We start from the raw sequence: 15,022 nt of genomic DNA, 5'->3' as shown, positions 1-15,022 counted from the left end.
TGCCGGAAACAGGGGCTTTCTTAAGTTTTCTTCTCAGGAGCGCAGAAGACCACAATCGTCTGGGGAGTGGTAATTGCCGGAATGCTGCGGGTGGTGAATGCATAAAAGACAAGAAGAAAATGGCCGCCTGGGTGGTAAAAGAAGGTCTGACCGTTGGAAAGGAGAATCGTTGTCTCGCTTTGGTCGGACAGGCTCAGCTGCAGAGTTTGTGATGAATTTAACAATTCGTCATCAAAATAATCAAAAACAGCCTCATACCCATCACTGTTATCCGCAAGGACGACTGCTGTGAATTGAGGCGGATAAATGAGGGGAACAGGCGCTTTTGTATCATAGAAGGCGACGATGGAATCACCTGGGTTAAAGGTGTGCTGGTTAAAAACGTAGGTTTGTGGAGTGACAATAAAGTTGGTCTGTCCTATGCTCTCGCTCATTATGGAAATGATCATAGAACAGCTTTTGTCGTCAGAGGAGGTCCTTAGAGGGTTAACAGAAGTTACTGATCCGTAAACAGGGGTATAGCGTGCCATTGGAAGAATCCTTTTTCATTATTCTTAATCTTATATTTATGAAGGCGCCGGGGGGATTATGAAATATTTTGTCACCAAGGAGTGCCAGAAAAATCGTAATAAAAATGTCAAGAAAAATACCGTAAAAATTTAGACAAATTTCGCGGTTTTCATGTATAATGAATACTGAATAAAAAGGCTGGTAAAGAGGTAGATAGTAAATGGAAAATGTAAAACCGCGCAGCAGAAAGAAAAAGCCACTTGGATTAAAGGGCTTGGCAGCAATTGGAAGCGGGACTGTAGCTGCAGCGGCGCTGATTGCTGCTCTTGTCTATCTTCAGACGGGCAAGCAGTATGAGAAGGTGTTTTTCCCCAACACCACGATCAATGGAATGGATGCATCAAAGAAATCTGTTGAAGAAGTAAAGAAGTCGATTGCTTCCGGCGCACAGAACTATGTGTTGTCAATCGGGGAAAGAGGAGGAAGCACACAAGAGATAAAGGGACGGGATATCGGCCTTGAGTCAGTTTTTGACGGAAGCCTTGAAAAGCTGTTGGCGGACCAGAAGACTTATGAATGGCTGAAACATACGAAAACGCCCCAGGAATTTGATATAGGAACCATGATACAGTATGACCAGGACAAATTTGAAACGGCTGTTTCAGGCTTGGACTGTTTAAAGGATGAACTTGTGGAAAAGCCGGAAAACGCACAAGTGTCCGATTATGTAACAGGACAGGGCTACCACATTATAGCTGCCAAGGAAGGAAACCAGCTTGACCCGGAAAAGGTGAAGTCAGGAATTTCCGAAGCTGTGATGGGCTTAATCCCGGAAATTTCCTTAGAAGAGCTTGGGGCTTATGTAAAGCCTCAGATTCCTGCTGACGATCCCCAGTTGATCGAGCAGGTACAGACATTGAACAAATATGCCAATGCCACGATTACATACAGCTTTGGAAATGAAAAAAAGGTGTTAAACGGTGATACGATTTCCAAGTGGATCGGGATCGGAGAGGATGGCAAGGTTTATTTAAGCAGCTCCTCTGTTTCTGCATACGTGAAAGAGCTGGCTTCCCAGTATGATACGTCCACCAGGGCCAAAAACTTAAAGACCTCCTATGGGCAGACCGTAAGGATCACGGGTGGCAGCTATGGCTGGAAAATCGATCAAAGCAAGGAAGCGGATGAACTGGCAGAGCTGATCCGTTCCGGGCAAAGCCAGGTAAGAGAGCCTGTCTACAAACAGAAGGCAGCCAGCCATGGAGACAACGATTACGGTACCACGTATGTGGAAATCAATTTAACAGCCCAGCACCTGTATTTTTATAAAGACGGAAAGCTTTTGGTAGAAGCAGATTTCGTATCAGGCAATGAGTCAAAGGGCTGGTCCACTCCTGCAGGCGTATTTCCCCTTACCTATAAGCAAAGGGATGCGACACTAAAGGGAGAAACTTACCGGACTCCCGTATCTTACTGGATGCCATTTAACGGAAATATCGGCCTCCATGATGCCACATGGCGCAGTACCTTCGGCGGAACCATCTATAAGACCAGCGGTTCCCACGGTTGTGTCAATCTGCCCCCGGCTGTGGCAAAGACCATCTTTGAAAATATAGCAGCAGGAGTTCCGGTTCTTTGTTATCATCTGCCTGGAACGGAATCCCAGACAGCTTCTAACGGAACGTCAAAGCCGGCGGAGACAAAGCCTGCGACTGAGCCGACCACTGCAGCGAAGCCGACGGAGGCGCCGACGACGGCTCCGCCTGCAACAGCAGCGCCAACGACTGCGGCTCCTCCTGCGACCAAGGAACCGGAGACAGAGACTTCAACAAGCGCTCCTTCAAAAGACGGTGAGGTGGGACCTGGAGTTTCAAATAGCTCAGGAAAGAAGAAAACAGGGCCTGGCGTGCATAAGTAATGCAAGCCCTTTGGCTGCGGTGCCGGCTGTTTACATGAGCCTGTGCCGCAGCCTTTTGTTTTTACATGGTAACATAGGATTTTCTTGACAAGGGCATAATACTGGTATAGGGTTTCAATAGATAAAGCCATATGTAAGGAGGAATATAAAATGCTTAATAAAGATACCTTCGTACCCATACAGTTTTTTAAAAAAGAGGCTTACACCGGAAGCATGAAAGGAATGCGTTACCGGGTGGCAAAGGAGGAAGAGGAATTTTCAGCCGTGGTATATCCGGAACCCTATTGCTATGAAGCGACTCCTGAGGAGCAGAAAATAAAAGCCTTATTTCCTTTTACAGAAGAGGGACGGGGACAGGCTGTGGAGTGGATCAATGAGCAGTATGAAAAAAACCACCCGGCCTGGGAAAAAGCCGCAAGAAAATGAATGTTCGATCCGCCAAAAGCCCGGTTCTTTGCTGTATTTTCCCCCTTTCCTAAATGGATGAAGTATGGTATGATAGTGTAATATTGGGATTACTGACATGGAGGAAGAGAAATGGAAGAGAACAAAGAAGAAGTAGTTTCTAAAAACTTTATTGAACAGGAGATAGATAAGGATCTTGCAGAGGGTGTTTATGATCATGTGCAGACCAGATTTCCGCCGGAGCCTAACGGCTATCTGCATATCGGACATGCAAAATCGATTTTACTTAACTATGGCCTGGCTCAGAAGTATGGTGGAAAGTTCAACCTCCGTTTTGACGATACAAATCCGACAAAAGAGAAGACAGAATTTGTAGAATCCATCATGGAAGATGTGAAGTGGCTGGGTGCTGATTTCGAGGACCGTCTTTTCTTTGCGTCCAATTATTTTCAGGAGATGTATGATTGTGCTGTCCTTTTAATAAAGAAGGGAAAGGCATTTGTCTGTGATTTGACTGCGGAGGAGATCAGGGAATACCGGGGAGATTTTAAGACTCCTGGAAAAGAAAGCCCCTACCGGAACCGCAGTGTAGAAGAGAATTTAAAGCTTTTTGAAGAGATGAAGGAAGGCAAGTATCAGGATGGGGAAAGAGTTCTCCGAGCCAAGATCGATATGGCATCTCCCAACATCAACATGCGTGATCCGGTCATTTACCGTGTGGCCCGCATGACGCATCATAACACCGGCGATGAATGGTGCATTTATCCTATGTATGATTTTGCCCACCCAATCGAGGACGCCATTGAACACATCACCCATTCCATCTGCACTCTGGAATTTGAGGATCACAGACCGCTTTACGACTGGGTAGTTGTGGAGTGTGAATTCGTTCATCCTCCCCGCCAGATTGAATTCGCAAAACTGTATCTTACCAACGTGGTAACGGGAAAACGTTATATCAAGAAGCTGGTAGAAGACGGTATCGTTGACGGCTGGGATGATCCCCGCCTGGTATCCATTGCAGCTTTAAGAAGAAGAGGCTATACGCCGGAATCCCTCCGCATGTTTGTGGATCTGGTAGGTGTCTCCAAGGCTAACAGCTCTGTTGACTATGCGATGCTTGAATACTGTATCCGTGAGGATTTAAAGTTAAAAAGACCGAGAATGATGGCGATCCTGGATCCTATTAAGCTGGTCATTGATAACTATCCCGAGGATACCATAGAGTACCTGGATGTTGCAAATAACCTGGAAAATCCTGAATTAGGAGAGAGAAAGGTTCCCTTTGGGAAAGAGCTTTACATTGAACGGGAAGATTTTATGGAAGAACCCATTAAAAAGTACTTCCGCCTTTTCCCAGGCAATGAAGTCCGCCTTATGAATGCCTATTTTGTGACCTGCACCGGCTGCGAAAAGGATGAGGACGGCAATGTCACTGTGGTTCACTGTACCTACGACCCGGAGACAAAGAGCGGCTCAGGCTTTGAAGGCAGAAAAGTAAAGGGAACAATTCACTGGGTAGCTTCCTCCACCGCAGTACAGGCAGAATGCCGTCTGTATGAAAACATTGTGGACGAAGAAAAAGGAAAGCTTAACGAAGACGGCAGCTTAAACTTAAATCCAAATTCTTTGATCATCTTAAAGAACTGTTTTGTGGAACCGGGTCTTCTAAGTGCAAAAGCTTATGACAGCTTCCAGTTCGTTAGAAACGGATTTTTCTGTGTTGACTGCAAGGACAGCGGACCGGAACAGCTGGTATTCAACCGGATCGTTTCATTAAAGAGTTCATTTAAAATAACAAAATAATCGTTGACAGGCCAGGCGGCAGGTCAAACAAGTAGAATGCTGCATGACCGGGAGAGATAAGGACGTGCGGCATTTCTTCATATCCGGTAAAGTGACAACCTGTGTACACAACATCTAAATGCCAAAAAGCACGGGCAGGAAAGGAGCTTTTTTATGGAGCTGATGATACCTTTAAAGAACCAGCCTGGGTCGCCCTATTACAGCCAGATTTACAGCTATATCAAAGAAGAAATAAAAAAAGGGAATCTAAGGCCGGCCAACCGCCTTCCTTCCACAAGGAGGCTGGCAGAGAATTTAAAAGTCAGCCGCAGCACCACCCAGATGGCTTATGAACAGCTTTTATCGGAGGGATACATTGAGGCTGTCCCCTGTAAGGGATATTTTGTATGCAGAATCGAGGATCTGGTGTATACCGGACAGGAACAAAGGGATAAAATCCCCTCCCTTCTTAGTCCCTCATCCGTTGATAAGGAAAAAGTTCCGGACTGGAAGGTGGATTTTTCACCCAGAGGCATTGATCTTTGTGCATTTCCTTTCAATACATGGAGGAAGATATCGAAAAACACTCTGGTAGATGATAACCGGGAGATGTTCATGCCAGGAGATCCCCAGGGAGAACCGGCCCTCAGGGAGGCCATCCGTTCCTATCTCCATTCCGCCCGCGGGGTAAACTGTCTGGCAGATCAGATCATCGTAGGCGCCGGAAGCGAATACCTTTTGATGCTGCTGTCCCAGATCCTGGGAGCTGACCGTGTGATTGCCATGGAAAATCCAACGTATAAGCAGGCATACCGGGTCTTTGACAGCTTAAAATACCAGGTGGTCCCTGTTGCCATGGACCGGTCCGGCATGGATGTGGAGCTTTTGGAAAAGAGCGGAGCGGATATTGCCTATGTTATGCCTTCCCACCAGTATCCCACCGGCATCGTTATGCCGGTAAAGCGGAGGCAGGAGCTTCTTGTCTGGGCTTATGAAAAGGAAGGGCGGTATCTCATTGAAGACGATTATGACAGTGAATTCCGATACAAGGGAAAGCCTATCCCTGCCTTACAGGGAATGGACGGAAGAAACCGTGTAATTTATTACGGAACCTTTTCCAAATCCATTGCCCCGGCCATCCGCGTAAGCTATATGGTACTGCCCGGCCCTCTTTTGGCTGTTTACCGGGAGGGGATGAATTTCTATGCTTCCACTGTATCCCGCATTGACCAGAACATTCTTTATCAGTTTATGGCAGAGGGGTATTACGAACGCCATTTGAACCGGATGAGGGCAGTCTATAAGGCAAAGCATGATGCATTGGCCGCAGGTCTGAAACCTTTTGAAAGCCAGTTCTTGATCAGAGGAGAACATGCGGGACTCCATCTTCTTTTAACTGACTGCAAGGGAAGAGCGGAGAGCCAGCTCATCCATATGGCAGCAAAATATGGGGTTAAGGTTTACGGTATGTCGGGATACTTTATCCATGAACAGCATAATACGTATCCTTCAACCATTGTTCTTGGGTTTGCAAGCCTTACGGAAGAAGAGATAAGGACAGGCCTTGCGCTTCTTTGCCAGGCGTGGTCTGTAGATGACGGGAAGGAGGGATTTTGTGTTTGAGAAATGGACGGATCCAAGAAAAAGAGAAAACCTCCGCCTCCTCCTTTGGATCGGGCTCATCACGGTGCTTTTGCTTCTGCTTAGTCTGGCAGGCACCATCAGGAATGGAAAACGATACGAAGAATACGCGGAACCAAAAGCATTGGCTGATACTATAAATGAGACTATCAGTGAGACTATCAGTGAGACTTTATCAGATGAAATAGCCCTTTCTCCCGGAGATAAGGAGTTTTTATCCCAACTGACCGGGTTCTTTGACCAGGGGGATTTAGAAGGAGCGGCCAGGCTCTTAAACAGTTATGACATCCCCTGGAAAGAGTTTCCCTGCATGTATGATGGAGCGGCGATGAGGGGGAAAATATCCACTGGCAAAGGCCTGGTATTTGTAAAGGCCTCCACCGTTTTTTACGGGAATTTTGATTATGGGAAGCCTGAGGGAGAATGTACGGCCCTGCAGGTCCTGGAACTGGAGGAGGGGAAGCGTTACGATTACTCCTATGGAACATGGGCGAATGGTAAGATGAACGGGAACGGAGAGTGCGGTTACAACTATTATGACGGAGTAACAGAGGATATCACGAAACTCAATGCAAAAAGGGGTATTTTTAAGAATGATCTGATGCAGGGAGAGATTACCTATTCCAGCACCAATGCAGAAGGGGAAACCTCCGTCTGGCAGTTTCAGGTTACAGATGGCGTGATTATTAAGGATGATCGATGGATCCAGGATACGGATAGCTCCGGAGCCGTTATTTACAAACTGATGGCAAAGGATGATATGATCCATGCCTATGCCTTGGGAGAAAGCGCCATGGGAGAGGACAGGTGGAAAAACCTGATACTATTTCCCTATGTTTCATAAAGGAGGCCTTGACGGATGAATCAGGAAATCTTAGACCGTCTGGGAGTCATTACAGACGAGGAACGGGAAATCATAAACGGACGGACAGAAATTGACCGCAACCGGTATACCGAGGGGCGGGATCTGGTCATTGACAGCAAAAAGATGCTGGAGCATGGGAAAATGATCAGCATCAGGCCTCACACCAGATTCGTCCATTTCCCAAAACATAAGCATAATTACATTGAAGTGATCTATATGTGCAAGGGAGAAACGGTCCATTATATTGATGGGGAAAAGGTGGTTTTAAAGACAGGGGAGCTGCTGTTTTTAAACCAGCATGCCACCCAGGAGATCCTTCCGGCAGGAGAGAAGGACATTGGAATAAACTTCATTATCCTGCCGGAGTTTTTTGATACTGCCTTTGAAATGATGGGAGAAGAGGAAAACCTGCTGCGGGATTTCCTGGTAGGCTGCCTCTGCTTTGATCCCCGTTACGCCAGCTACCTCCATTTTCAGGTGGCAGATGTGCTGCCGGTCCAGAATCTGGTGGAAAACATGGTGTGGACCCTTTTAAGCGACCAGCCCAATAAAAGGAGCATTAACCAGGTTACCATGGGGCTTTTGTTCCTTCAGCTCATGCATTATACGGATAAGATCAGCCATACTTTAGAAAGCTTTGAACAGAAGCTTATATTTCAGGTGCTCACCTACATTGATGAAAATTATAAGGATGGGGAGCTGACTGAGCTTTCGGCCCTCCTTAATTATAACATTTACTGGCTGAGCCGGGCGATAAAGCGATTGACCGGCCGGACCTATAAGGAGCTTTTGCAGGTAAAGCGGCTGAATCAGGCTTCTGTCCTTCTTTTAAACACCAGGCTTTCCGTAACAGATATTTCCATAGCGGTAGGGTATGATAATACCAGCTATTTCCACAGGATCTTCCGGAACTATTACGGAATGTCCCCAAAGGAATACAGAGCTTTAGACACTTAGGAGGTCAAATTTTCTGTTCTGATCTCATAGGTTCCCTGAAGAAGGTCGGCTTCCACTGCAGTGCCGTCAGAAAAAGTGGTACGCTGACGGAATGGGTCCCCGTCAATAAATTCATGGGAGAGCATTTCACACATGGCGACCCTTTCGTGAAGGGAAGCGACAATGCCGCAGCGGGCTGCCATTTCATCCTCTGAGAGGGTTTGATGGCCGCCAAAAGAGCCGTCAATGTTCTCATAAGCCCCATCCCGGATAAAATATGGGGCGCCGCCGTTTAAGAGGGCATAAAGCATGAAGTCCTCTTTTTCGTATTTTTCCATCATCCACGGTATGATCAGGCAGTCATGATAAACCAGGTTAAAGAGAGGTACCGGGATTCCCTGGCGATCAGCCCCTGGCTCGTGCATCATAAAGGAATAGGGGGCATAGTGGCAGAACACAAGACTTTTTACAGACCAGTCCGTCACTTCCTCAGAGCTTGGAAGGATCCCTTTGGAAAGTAGGTATTCAAAGCAAAGGCTACGGTAATCCAGACATTCCTTCCGGTTGATCCGGTGCCATGGGTGGTCGCATTCGTCAGGTTCATTGCACGTGAACACATCTAAGTAAGCACAGTCTAATTCCACACCGTTTTTCTTGATTTCAGTAAAATTCCTTTTTACATAATAGGGAGCCTGAGTGGCGCACAGATAGGTCTGAGGTCCGCCTGCCCAGTTGGCATGCTCCGTAAGGGTTCCGTCAGGCTTTTGCGCTGCAAAATTCTGATCAAAGGTTTTGGCCCTGCGGTAATAATCCCGGTACTGGTCATGGATGCCAAAGGAATATCCGTACCCGTGCATGGTATCCGCAAGCTCCTTCATCTTTTCCCAGCCCCCAGCCTCTTCACAGGCGGGAAGGTAGTCGGGATGCTGGTTATCATAACCTGGCTCCGCCCAGCCATCCAGATGGAGATACAGCTTTTTAAGACCAAGATCCTTGCGGAAATGATGGATCTCACCGGTTCGTTTCTCAAAGCTGTATACATGGTTATTTTTGTCCGGGTTTTCCGGGTCAAAGAAGCGGGAATCCGGCATGACCTTGGTTTTGATTCCCTTATGGATAAAGGAAGCGCCGACCAGCTTATGAACAGGTGCCTTGGCCGCCTTTTCTTTCAGAGAACAGAAGGTGCCCTGTTCCTTTACGTAGGTCCGGTAATGCTTGCAGATATCATTGTAATCACAGTCCGACAGAAAGGAATACCGCATCGTCCTGCGGCCATTCATTCTGCCCAGGCTTGGCAGCCACTTGATGCCGGTGTGGGTATAGGGGCCCTTTGCCGGATGCTCCGCATAATAAGCGGCATCCCAGGGCTGTTCACAGATGGCTAGGTAGCCGCCTCCCTCCTTTACCTGTCCAAACCATGGCATATAAGAGCCGGCTGTGCACATCATGCCGTCAAAGGGCAGCTTTTCAAGTGCCGTTTCCCAGGTATTTGGGATGAGAAGCCCTTGCTGGATATTTAATAGAGTATACCAGCGGTCACTTTCTTTTTCAAATTCCATGTATCCGGGCCAGTATATTTCTGAAACCGGAAGGCTGCTATCTGTCAGAGGGATCCATTCAAAATGAACGTCTTCCGTGGCATACTCGATCCATGTGACCGTTTCAAAGGCTAGTTCAAGATCCATGCCGTCCAGCTGAAAGCCCTGGTAGTGGCTGATGATTCCTTCCCCTATTCCTGTTTTCCATTGCCTATGAGTAATGGAAGCGGCACCCTGGAAATAGATGGTCTGTCCGCCTATTACAAGGCGGGGCCTGTATTCTTTGTCCCATTTCCAAAGCACATTCCCATGCTGAATGGAAAAAAGGAGGGAGCTTTCCTCAAAGCTCAAGGCTGTTTGATTGAATATAATATCGTGCATTGTCCATCCTCCACTGTATTGATGGTTCTAATATAGCACTTTTTCAGAAAAAAGCCTTACGGAATCATCACGGAAGCTTGTCAAATCATCCGGTTATCCTCTCTCCTTTTCTTACTTGCATTTGTGATTTCATTGGAATATTTTTTTACGGAATTAAAATATTCCAAAGGAGACATTCCGGTTGTTTTCTTAAACTGCTTTGAAAAATACTGCAGGGAGCTGTAGGAAAGGAAATATGCAATTTCCGTAAAGTTCATGTTGCCATCCCGCATGATCTCCTTAGAACGCTCGATTTTCATTAAATTGAAATAGTCGATAGCCCCGCAGTTTTTTTCTTTGTGAAACAGGGAGTGAAGGGTGGAACGGCTTATAGAGAATTCGTTGCAAATGGCTTTTATAGTAAGGTGTTCGCAGATGTGAAACTCCATAAACTGAATGATCTGTTCCAAATGGCTGGAATTGGAGGAAAGGACCATCTGCTCGGTCGGAAGGTTATGGATCGGTGTACCGCCTTCTTCAAAATGATTCCGCTTCACGTGGATCAGGAATACTTGTAAGTATAATAGGATGAGCTGGGCGGCTCCGAATGGCGGGGAAGGGGCCAGCTCCACCTTTTCCACGGAAGGAATGTGAAGGGGAGTGGAAAAGGCCTGTTTCGCTTCTGCAATAATCCTGGAAATGAGGAATCGCTCTTCCTGATTTAAGGAGCAGGATTTCTCTTCAAAAAACCTCATGCTTTCGCTGGAGCAGCGAAAGGACATGACTACCAGATTGGGAGCCTTGTTTCCGGACGCTTTTAAGGCGTGGAATTCATTTGGCTTGTGGAAAATTACGTCTCCGGCTTTTAGCTGATAGATGGATTGATTTGCCTGTACGGTAATTTCCCCCTTGTCCACGTAAAGAAACTCCCAAAAATCGTGGGATTCTCCCGAAAATACAAAATCCTTCATGTATTCAAAATAGTGGACGGTTATGATCTCATGGATTTCAAATTCGATGGTTAGCGCTGTGCTGCAATATGCCATTTGAAATACCTCCTTTGAACTTTATGGTAGCATGAAATGAAGCCGCTGGCAAGAATGGTTAATTTGATAACAAGACAGGACAATCCTGCAATTCAAACCCATTGAATTAGAGTATAATGAATAAAATATTAATTCGCCAATGGAGGCATTCATCGATTCGTATGGATGCCTCTTTTTGTATTTTTTATTAAAATCCGTTGAAATAACCTAATGATGGAATATTTTACAGGATGATTTGTGCACAATAACTGAAAAAACAAGGAATTTGGCAATGAGTCCGGATAATAGTATAAGCATATCAAACCGATTCATTATATAATTATTATACATTATAAAAGAACCAAGATAGAATGAGCGCAAGAGAGTGCAGATGAGTTTGCTCATCGGCGCGAAGGTTGAATGTCGATCATGAATCGCAGGTTCATGATACAGGAGGGGAAGATCATATGAAACGAATTACAGTTGCCATTGCGGGCCTTGGAAGCAGAGGCAAAGATAACTATGCACCGGTTGCAAAGCTGCTTCCTGAAAAGATGGAGATTACTGCCATAGCGGACATTGTCGAGGAAAAGGTAGAAGAGGTGTCCAGGGAATACGGAGTGCCAAAGGAACGGTGTTATTCCAGTGCAGAGGAGATGTTAAAACAGGAAAAGCTTGCTGATGTGATGTTCATTGCTACACAGGACAGACAACATGTGGGCCATGCGATTCCGGCCCTTGAAAAGGGATATGATCTTTTGCTGGAAAAGCCGGTTTCACCGGATTTAGACGAATGCAGAGAGTTATTAAAGGTTGCCGGCGAAAGTGGCCGGAAGGTGGTAGTCTGCCATGTTCTGCGGTATACTCCTTTTTATACAAAGGTAAAAGAACTCATCGATTCCGGAGTGATCGGAGATGTGGTCACTGTTATGGGGATTGAAAATGTAGGCTACTGGCATCAGGCCCACAGCTTTGTCAGAGGAAACTGGAGAAACTCAGAAGAGACCAGCCCCATGATCCTTCAAAAGTGCTGTCATGACATGGACCTTTTATTGTGGCTGACAGGAAAGACCTGCGAATCCGTTACCTCCTTTGGAGGCACCTATTTATTCAAGGAGGAAAAAGCGCCGGAGGGTGCGGCAAAACGCTGTCTTGATGGATGTGCCGCCAAGGCAGAATGTCCCTTTGATGCAGAAAAGATTTACATAACCAATGAAAAAACCGGCATTGCCCATGGTAAGTCTGACTGGCCATGCAACGTGCTTACCCTTCATCCTACGGAGGAATCGGTTATGGAAGCCATAAAGACCGGCCCTTACGGAAGATGTGTATACCATTGTGATAACAATGTGGTGGATCATCAGGTAGTAAATTTAAATATGACTGACGGCTCTACCATCAGCTTTACCATGACAGGCTGTACAGAAGAAAATTCCCGGTTTACCAGATTTATGGGAACAAAGGGAGAAATAGAAGCAAGTCTTCACTCCAATTTCATAACCGTAAGACCATTTGGTAAGGAAAAGGAAGTCATAGACGTTTCCAAATTGTCCGATGACTTTTCCGGTCATGCCGGAGGCGATAACCGGATGGTGGAGCAGTTACTTGATATGGTCAGGGAAGGAACCGAGCCGAATCGATCCATGACCACACTGGATAAGTCCCTGGAAAGCCACTATATTGCTCTGGCGGCGGAACAGTCCAGAATCTCGGGAGGAAAGCTGATTCACTTAGAGGATATTCGTTAAAGGGATATGCAGGCATATCCGCTTAATGTATAAAAAATATCAATAAAAAAGGAGAGAGCAGATTATGAAGAAGACGAGAGGAACCAAAGTTCTGGCAATGGGAATGGCATTAGCCATGGCAGCAATGAGTCTTACGGGATGTGGCGGCGGAGGCAAAGCTTCCGGAGGAGGCGCTACGACTTTAAGCTTGGGAATATGGGATGAAAAGCAGCGCCCTGTCATGGAGTCCATGATCCAGGCCTACCAGAAAACTCATGAAAATGTAAAGATTGATATCCAGCTTACCCCTTATAAGGGAGGCGAATACTGGACCAAGCTGGAGGCTGCGGCAACAGGCGGAACAGCACCGGATGTATTCTGGATCAATGTACTTCACGCAGAGGATTACTATGACGGAGGAATTCTTCTGGATTTAAATGATTATTTGAAAAAATCAGACCTTGATATAGAGAAGAATTTCCCGGAAGCCCTTATAAAGGCTTATAACTTTGAGGATAAGCAGATCGCCATACCAAAGGATTTTGATACCAATGCTCTTTGGTATAACAAGGATATCTTTGACAAGGCAGGAGTGGCATATCCAACCGATGACTGGACCTTTGATGATCTTGCAAAGGCATGTAAGGATTTAAAAGCAGCAGGTCTTGATTCAGGAGCATATCCTTTTGCCTGCCCTATCGATTTCCAGACATGGTATTATCCAACCGTATATGCGGGTGGCGGCTGGATCTTAAATGCTGACAAAACAGAAACCGGTTATACAGATCCTAAGACCCAGGAAGGAATCCAGTGCTGGATCGATCTGATCAATGAGGGATATTCCCCATCAGCTGCTGCATTATCAGAAACCAGTGCCGATGCCATGTTCGAAGGCGGACAGCTGGCAATGGTTTTAGCAGGCTCCTACATGACACCGGAGTATACTTCTAATGACGCCATCAACACCAAGATCAACCTGGTAGAATTCCCGGAATTTAACGGAAAAGAGCCAAATATCATAAACGGACTTGGTTATGCCGTGTTTGCAGGAAGTAAAAATAAGGACGCAGCAGCAGATTTTGCTTTATGGCTTGGAAGCGAAGAGGCCATGAAGATCCAGGGAGAGAGCGGAGTCGTTATTTCCGCACGGAACGATGCCCAGAAGTATTTTGCCGATTTCAACAAGGATTTAAACCTGGCGGCTTACACCAATCATTCTGGGGAAGCCAATCCCCTTCCTGTATGCAAATCTGTGGCAGAGCTCTATGATATAGAAGCAGAAGCTTTGAAGGCAGCTTATTCCGGCGATAAGACTTTAGCGGATGTATGCAGCCAGCTTAAAACAGACGCTGATGCGATTTTAGCAAAAAATAATAAGTAGGTGTTTATATGCAGGGTACGACAAAAAAGAAAATAGCAAAGCGGCAATGGAAAGAATGGGGAGAGGGGTACTTATTCATAACACCCCTGTTGCTTGGAATCTTTGTATTTTATATTTTTCCCTTTATTCAGAATTTCTGGTTCAGCTTTAATGAAGTGAATAAATTCAATGTAGCCACCTTTTATGGCCTTAACAATTATTTGGAAATGTTTAAGGATAAAGAACTGTGGAACTCTCTTGGCAATACACTTCTCTACGTCGGGATCACCGTGCCTCTGGGCCTTATGTTATCCTTGTTTGTAGCTGCCCTGCTCAATACGAAAATCAGGGGAACTTCTTTTTACCGGACCATCTATTTTCTGCCATCCGTGACCATGTCGGCCGCGGTGGCAATGGTCTGGAAATGGATTTATAATGAGCAGTACGGTCTTTTAAATGCGGCGTTAAAGGCTATGGGTTTTGCTCCTCACGGCTGGATCACCGACCCCAAAACAGCTTTGTTCATGATAATGATCGTTGGGATATGGGGAACTGTAGGTTATAACATGATCATTCTTTTAGCAGGCATGCAGGGGATATCAAGATCCTATTATGAGGCGGCATCTGTGGATGGGGCAAGCGGCATTCACCAGTTTTTTAAAATCACAATCCCCATGCTGTCACCGACCATATTTTTCGTCATGATCACCTCTATCATCAGCGGATTTCAGGTGTTTGATACCATTTATATGATGGTTGTAAAAACGAATACGGCCTATCGAAGCACCCAGACCCTGGTCATGATGTTCTACCGGAATGCCTTTGATTATGGCCATAAGGGCTATGCAGCAGCCATATCCATTTTGATCTTTTCTATCATCATGCTGGTAACAGTGATTCAGATGATAGGACAGAGAAAATGGGTCAATTACGACTAAGGAGGTGAAGCCGG

12 protein-coding genes are annotated in these 15,022 nt (G+C 46.0%); 9 read left to right on the top strand and 3 right to left on the bottom strand.

All coding sequences use genetic code 11. The features are described from left to right. Nucleotides 1-20: 20 nt before the first annotated feature. Nucleotides 21-530, bottom strand: coding sequence for a hypothetical protein (locus tag BMW45_RS00925; protein WP_092240154.1), 510 nt, complete (start codon nt 528-530; stop codon nt 21-23). A gap of 200 nt (nt 531-730) precedes the next feature. Here BMW45_RS00925 and BMW45_RS00920 point away from each other — a divergent pair, with 200 nt between their 5' ends. The 6 genes from BMW45_RS00920 (at nt 731) to BMW45_RS00895 (ending at nt 8,081) form a co-directional block, all read left to right on the top strand. Next, nucleotides 731-2,428 (top strand): L,D-transpeptidase family protein, encoded by a 1,698-nt coding sequence (locus BMW45_RS00920; RefSeq protein ID WP_092240153.1) that lies wholly within the window; start codon nt 731-733, stop codon nt 2,426-2,428. A 150-nt stretch (nt 2,429-2,578) separates the two neighbouring features. Beyond that, on the top strand, nt 2,579-2,854 hold the full coding sequence (locus BMW45_RS00915; protein WP_092240152.1) for a GNAT family acetyltransferase: 276 nt from the start codon (nt 2,579-2,581) through the stop codon (nt 2,852-2,854). Nucleotides 2,855-2,965: 111 nt separating this feature from the next. Then, on the top strand, nt 2,966-4,639 hold the full coding sequence (locus BMW45_RS00910; protein ID WP_025231691.1) for a glutamine--tRNA ligase/YqeY domain fusion protein: 1,674 nt from the start codon (nt 2,966-2,968) through the stop codon (nt 4,637-4,639). Between the two features lie 153 nt (nt 4,640-4,792). Beyond that, on the top strand, nt 4,793-6,241 hold the full coding sequence (pdxR, locus tag BMW45_RS00905; RefSeq protein ID WP_092240151.1) for a MocR-like pyridoxine biosynthesis transcription factor PdxR: 1,449 nt from the start codon (nt 4,793-4,795) through the stop codon (nt 6,239-6,241). Beyond that, complete coding sequence (locus BMW45_RS00900) at nt 6,234-7,103, top strand: MORN repeat-containing protein (RefSeq protein ID WP_092240150.1); 870 nt, start codon at nt 6,234-6,236, stop codon at nt 7,101-7,103. The genes pdxR and BMW45_RS00900 overlap by 8 nt, the downstream gene beginning before the upstream one ends. Before the next feature lie 15 nt (nt 7,104-7,118). After that, entirely contained in the window at nt 7,119-8,081 is a 963-nt protein-coding gene (locus tag BMW45_RS00895; RefSeq protein WP_092240149.1) for an AraC family transcriptional regulator, read from the top strand. Here the strand turns inward: BMW45_RS00895 and BMW45_RS00890 are convergent. Both BMW45_RS00890 and BMW45_RS00885 read right to left on the bottom strand, forming a co-directional pair. Beyond that, nucleotides 8,078-9,979 carry a DUF5696 domain-containing protein gene (locus tag BMW45_RS00890; RefSeq protein WP_092240148.1) on the bottom strand — a complete coding sequence of 634 codons (1,902 nt, stop codon included), beginning with the start codon at nt 9,977-9,979 and terminating at the stop codon, nt 8,078-8,080. The genes BMW45_RS00895 and BMW45_RS00890 overlap by 4 nt on opposite strands. An 80-nt stretch (nt 9,980-10,059) precedes the next feature. Continuing rightward, on the bottom strand, nt 10,060-11,004 hold the full coding sequence (locus BMW45_RS00885; RefSeq protein ID WP_092240147.1) for an AraC family transcriptional regulator: 945 nt from the start codon (nt 11,002-11,004) through the stop codon (nt 10,060-10,062). A 446-nt stretch (nt 11,005-11,450) separates the two neighbouring features. On the opposite strand from BMW45_RS00885, the gene BMW45_RS00880 reads away from it, so the two are divergent. From BMW45_RS00880 to BMW45_RS00870, 3 genes are all read left to right on the top strand, one after another. Continuing rightward, nucleotides 11,451-12,731 carry a Gfo/Idh/MocA family protein gene (locus BMW45_RS00880; RefSeq protein WP_092240146.1) on the top strand — a complete coding sequence of 427 codons (1,281 nt, stop codon included), beginning with the start codon at nt 11,451-11,453 and terminating at the stop codon, nt 12,729-12,731. 64 nt (nt 12,732-12,795) lie between these two features. Then, nucleotides 12,796-14,091, top strand: a complete 1,296-nt coding sequence (locus BMW45_RS00875; RefSeq protein ID WP_092240145.1) for an ABC transporter substrate-binding protein — start codon at nt 12,796-12,798, stop codon at nt 14,089-14,091. An 8-nt stretch (nt 14,092-14,099) separates the two neighbouring features. Then, nucleotides 14,100-15,008, top strand: a complete 909-nt coding sequence (locus BMW45_RS00870) for a carbohydrate ABC transporter permease (protein ID WP_092240144.1) — start codon at nt 14,100-14,102, stop codon at nt 15,006-15,008. Nucleotides 15,009-15,022 lie beyond the last annotated feature (14 nt).

This window comes from Lacrimispora sphenoides (genome assembly GCF_900105215.1).
In the GTDB taxonomy this organism is placed as follows: domain Bacteria; phylum Bacillota; class Clostridia; order Lachnospirales; family Lachnospiraceae; genus Lacrimispora; species Lacrimispora sphenoides_A.
The sequence above is the reverse complement of the archived record's forward strand: the minus strand, read 5'-3'. Positions and strand labels throughout refer to the sequence as shown.

What these genes read in the sequence shown, in the direction of transcription:
- BMW45_RS00925 (WP_092240154.1), bottom strand. Translation starts at nt 530, where the DNA reads ATGGCACGCTATACCCCTGTTTACGGATCAGTAACTTCTGTTAACCCT.
- BMW45_RS00920 (WP_092240153.1), top strand. Translation starts at nt 731, where the DNA reads ATGGAAAATGTAAAACCGCGCAGCAGAAAGAAAAAGCCACTTGGATTA.
- BMW45_RS00915 (WP_092240152.1), top strand. Translation starts at nt 2,579, where the DNA reads ATGCTTAATAAAGATACCTTCGTACCCATACAGTTTTTTAAAAAAGAG.
- BMW45_RS00910 (WP_025231691.1), top strand. Translation starts at nt 2,966, where the DNA reads ATGGAAGAGAACAAAGAAGAAGTAGTTTCTAAAAACTTTATTGAACAG.
- pdxR (WP_092240151.1), top strand. Translation starts at nt 4,793, where the DNA reads ATGGAGCTGATGATACCTTTAAAGAACCAGCCTGGGTCGCCCTATTAC.
- BMW45_RS00895 (WP_092240149.1), top strand. Translation starts at nt 7,119, where the DNA reads ATGAATCAGGAAATCTTAGACCGTCTGGGAGTCATTACAGACGAGGAA.
- BMW45_RS00890 (WP_092240148.1), bottom strand. Translation starts at nt 9,979, where the DNA reads ATGCACGATATTATATTCAATCAAACAGCCTTGAGCTTTGAGGAAAGC.
- BMW45_RS00885 (WP_092240147.1), bottom strand. Translation starts at nt 11,004, where the DNA reads ATGGCATATTGCAGCACAGCGCTAACCATCGAATTTGAAATCCATGAG.
- BMW45_RS00880 (WP_092240146.1), top strand. Translation starts at nt 11,451, where the DNA reads ATGAAACGAATTACAGTTGCCATTGCGGGCCTTGGAAGCAGAGGCAAA.
- BMW45_RS00875 (WP_092240145.1), top strand. Translation starts at nt 12,796, where the DNA reads ATGAAGAAGACGAGAGGAACCAAAGTTCTGGCAATGGGAATGGCATTA.
- BMW45_RS00870 (WP_092240144.1), top strand. Translation starts at nt 14,100, where the DNA reads ATGCAGGGTACGACAAAAAAGAAAATAGCAAAGCGGCAATGGAAAGAA.